The organism is Patescibacteria group bacterium, assembly GCA_018896645.1.
Lineage (GTDB): Bacteria > Patescibacteriota > Patescibacteriia > UBA2591 > JABMQE01 > JAHIMF01.
Map to the genome: position 1 here is coordinate 1 of JAHIMF010000057.1, position 3,899 is coordinate 3,899.

Annotated in this window: 3 protein-coding genes; all 3 read right to left on the minus strand. The window is 43.6% G+C overall.

Annotation, left to right across the window (positions count from 1 at the left end; translation table 11 throughout):
- Nucleotides 1–249 precede the first annotated feature (249 nt).
- From KKD20_04275 to KKD20_04285, 3 genes are read right to left on the minus strand one after another with little or no spacing between them, the layout of a single operon-like run.
- The gene (locus tag KKD20_04275) at nucleotides 250–2,208 is read right to left on the minus strand and encodes a hypothetical protein (GenBank protein ID MBU4332311.1); all 1,959 of its coding nucleotides are present in this window, start codon (nucleotides 2,206–2,208) and stop codon (nucleotides 250–252) included.
- Nucleotides 2,205–2,714 carry a hypothetical protein gene (locus tag KKD20_04280; protein ID MBU4332312.1) on the minus strand — a complete coding sequence of 170 codons (510 nt, stop codon included), beginning with the start codon at nucleotides 2,712–2,714 and terminating at the stop codon, nucleotides 2,205–2,207. Before KKD20_04280 ends, KKD20_04275 begins: the two co-directional genes overlap by 4 nt.
- A 44-nt stretch (nucleotides 2,715–2,758) precedes the next feature.
- Nucleotides 2,759–3,739, minus strand: a complete 981-nt coding sequence (locus tag KKD20_04285; GenBank protein ID MBU4332313.1) for a carbohydrate kinase family protein — start codon at nucleotides 3,737–3,739, stop codon at nucleotides 2,759–2,761.
- Between the last annotated feature and the right edge of the window lie 160 nt (nucleotides 3,740–3,899).

The window sequence follows — 3,899 nt, forward strand, 5'->3', positions numbered from 1 at the left end:
CCGGAAACCGCGGCTTGAACTTGAGGAATGTTGGAATCTTGAGGAATACTGGAAAATACAAAAGAAGTAAGTAAAAGAGCTGCTAATAATACGGAAACCTTTTTAGATGCATTCATTGTTTTATTATCATAAACTATATCCAATAATGATTGTGTCCATTATACCGCTTTATTAAAAATGAAGGAAATGGGTTATGCACAATATAATGATTATTGATTATTTTTTGGTTATTGTTTCTTGTATCCTTGATTATTTAATTATCGTTTTATAATTTTTCGTCGGATCAATTTTCATTGTCCTCGCTCCGGCCCGATAAAGCTGGCCGATTTCATCCGCCGACAAAGCGCGGTTATAGACGCGCGCTTCGTCAATGAGGCCGTCGAAAGACCATGCAGTTCCAACACCACCAATGTATGCGGAGGTATCCGCAGCATTGATACTTCCACTTATATTATAAGATGATTTAAGATTGCTATCTATATATATTTTTATCTGATTAAGTGCTAAACTACTATCCCAAACTCCAATCATATGATACCAGATGCCAGTGTTTGCAACAGGAGTGTTTTGAGCGGCATACCATGTGCCCCCAATTTTAACAAAAAATTCAAAATGTTTTCCTTCAGTAACATCTTCTAATCTCAGCATATACTCATCACTCTTCCCCGCTACAAACCCAAGCTCTCCAAAACCATTGATATATATCCATGCTGAAACAGTAAGTGATGTAAGCCCGCCTCCGCTTAAAACTTTCCCTGCATCCATATAATCATCCACCCCGTCAAACTGCAATGCTTGGCCGGAAATACCGGCCACTTTTTTAACGCCATTTATCAGCCAGCCGGTATTGCCGTTGCCCGACAAATCCGTAGCCGAAGTCGTGCCCATATCCGCGCCGTTAAAACTCCAATAACCGACTAAGCCGTTCGTTAATAAACTCGTCTGCGGAGAATTTATTTGCGTGGCGCTGAAAGTTTCGTCCGCGCCAATATCCCACGCCCCCCTGTATCCTCTCGCGTCTCCGTCTATGTCATCGCTGAAGTCAGCCGACAAATCCGTCCCCGCGTTTCTCGCCGATGAATCATTGCCCGCCAAATGAAAATCATCGTTGGCTTCGTCCGCGAACGCCACATTGGTGGAGTTTTTGGAATTGGCGCCTGGTGCGTCGCCGGCCAAGTCGGAGATGTTGTAGTTGGAAGCGGCGTTAAATGAACCTCCACTTGAATAAAAACCATCGACGCAATTTTGAGCAATGTTATTCTTCACGGTTTTATAATTTACAGTGGTGGCGGCTGAAATGCCTATTGCACAATTAAAAACAGCATTATTGTAAATGTATACAAAAGTATTAGCCCATGAATAAATTCCGATTGAATTAGCAAGATTAAAATCATAAATTATATTATTATAAATTTTTGCGTCACCTCTCGTGTTTATCCCTGCCGCATACACAAAAGTTCCGCTTAAATTGCTTTTAATTATATTATGCGATATTTGGCTAAGATTACCGTCGGGAAAATTAACATATATGCCGGAAGAATTACTAGTTCCATCCCCTACCTTTGTCTCAAGAATTTGCAAACCTTCAACGCGTGTATACATTTCATTAATGTATAGAACGACATAATTGGCAGAAACCAACCTATACTTCCCCTCATCCCACTTCCCATTATGCCTCGCGCTCGCGGTAGTATAAACTTTAATATAATTCGTTGCCGAAGTTGTCCATCCAGCTATAGCTACGGCTGTGGTGTCGGCCGATGCCCACGCTCCGTCTATTTGGGCTATGGCAATGGCGGAGTCGCCCAAGCCGGCGCTGGAAACCGTCCACATATTGGCGGTTGAGCTGGCTTTCCGCCACTGGTCGCCGTCTTGAAGCACTTTGTAGTTGCCGCTAAAGCTGTTAACTAAAATCTGCGTTGTGGTGGTGGCGGTGGTTGAAGCGGTAATATCTTGATAAACTCCGCCCCTGAACAATTCTAAAACCGTTCCGGTCGGCAGTCCGCCCGCGCCTGTTCCGGAATAAACAACAGTGGTGCTTGCAGTCAAATCGCTCTGCACCGCCGCCTCCCAAGTTGACAGCATAGAATAGTCCCCGCCGGTGGCGCGGATGGTTGAGACGAATTCAGTGGCAGCGGAAACGTTTTGAACAGCAAAAAAACAAGATATAATCGCGAGCGATAAAATTGTAAATTTGAGATATTTCATTTTTTTTCTATAATATTTTTATTTAATTTCTGTCCAGCTTCAGTTTCCCGCAGAATCTCTGGGTCAATATAATATTCTCTTCTCGCTTCCATTTTCATAATCGGCTGTCCGGCTTCGTCATTTTCGCCAGTCGGGCGCTCTTTCGGCTTTAATAATTCTTCAGCCTGCGACGGCGTCAAATCCATTCGCACAATCCAAAAATTTTGAATTTCGCCCGAACTCCATTGGTGACCCAACGGCTTTATTGCCACAATGTCTCCACCTTGATAAGCTCCCTCGCCTACGCCAGTCTGGACTTTCTTGATAAGCAATTCGTATGTCTGGATTTTTTCTCCGCTGATAATTGAACCAATAATGGCCGCTATTCTGTCGCGTATGAAAAAGGGCAAATCCGCGAAATTTATTCTTTCGCCAAAAGTGTAGCTCGCGGTGGCTACAACCACAAGCAAAACAACCGCGAACAGAATTCCTACTTTCATTATTTCTTTTTTTGACTTGAACGTCATAAATACTTAATTAAAAATGTAAATATCAAAAATCAAAATGACACTTAATAAATCGTCTCCACCTTTATTTTCGGATACTCTCCCCAATCGCCTTTTTTCAAAATGCCTTTTTTTGAACCAAAATACTGGACAACGGAAGTGGCGTTGGCTGTGCCGAGCTGAATGGCATGTTCAATATTGCCATTGCTTTGAATATATCCGCACACAAAACCCGAACCAAAAGCGTCGCCGGCTCCGGTTCTTTCCACAACCGGAGAATCTGGGATGCCAGCTATGTAATGGTTTTTGCCGTCTGAAACTTCAACCCCCCTGGGCCCTTTTGACATCACCACGATTCCCTTCACTATTTTATCAAGCTTGGCAAAAATTTCCGGCTCATTTTCTTCCTTATACTCCATGCCCGCGATAAGCGCGGACTCGTCTTCGTTCGCGAGAAAAATATCAACTTGAGCAAGATATGGCTGAAGTTTTTCTCCCAAATTTATCATCCGCTTGCCCGGATTAAACGCCGTTTTAATTCCATTTTTCTTCGCCCAATCCAAAATATCTTCAAGCAATTTTATGTTGCCGGCAAGAGAATCAATATAAATCCAATCGCTTTTTAAATTTTCAAAATCAATTTCCTTTTCGCTCAAATAATCATTTGCCCCGCGATATTCCAAAATAGTGCGCTCGCCGTCCATCGCGACCAAAATCGTGGAATAGGCGGTATTGCGCTCTTTGTCTTTTTGGAACAAATCGCCAACTCCTTCGTTTTTTAGTTCTTCAATAATTTCATGGCCAACTTCATCATCCCCGATCCTGCCTATGCATCCTACATTAAACCCCTGGCGCGCGAAAGTTACGGCCGCATTGGCGCCTCCGCCTCCGCTGGCAAAAACAACTTCTGGCACTTCAAACTTGGCGCCGAGCGCGAAACAGCCGGCCCGGCCAGTCCTGAACGCGTCATCCTGCACAATCTTAAAATCCCCGCTTTTCAAAAAAACATCGCGCGTCACCGAACCGATTGTGATAATGTCGTACATGCAATAAAATTTATTTTCTAGCGATAGCTCGTTTCGCCGCTTCTATTATATATTTCGCGGTCAATCCGAATTTTTCCAGCAATTCTTCCGGCTCGCCTGATTCGCCGAATCTGTCTTTTACTCCGACCATCTCAACCGGAACCGGCTCTTTTTGCGCCAA

Bases quoted from the DNA above. Each gene is read 5' to 3' on its own strand.
- KKD20_04285 (MBU4332313.1), bottom strand. From the start codon at position 3,739: ATGTACGACATTATCACAATCGGTTCGGTGACGCGCGATGTTTTTTTG.
- KKD20_04280 (MBU4332312.1), bottom strand. From the start codon at position 2,714: ATGACGTTCAAGTCAAAAAAAGAAATAATGAAAGTAGGAATTCTGTTC.
- KKD20_04275 (MBU4332311.1), bottom strand. From the start codon at position 2,208: ATGAAATATCTCAAATTTACAATTTTATCGCTCGCGATTATATCTTGT.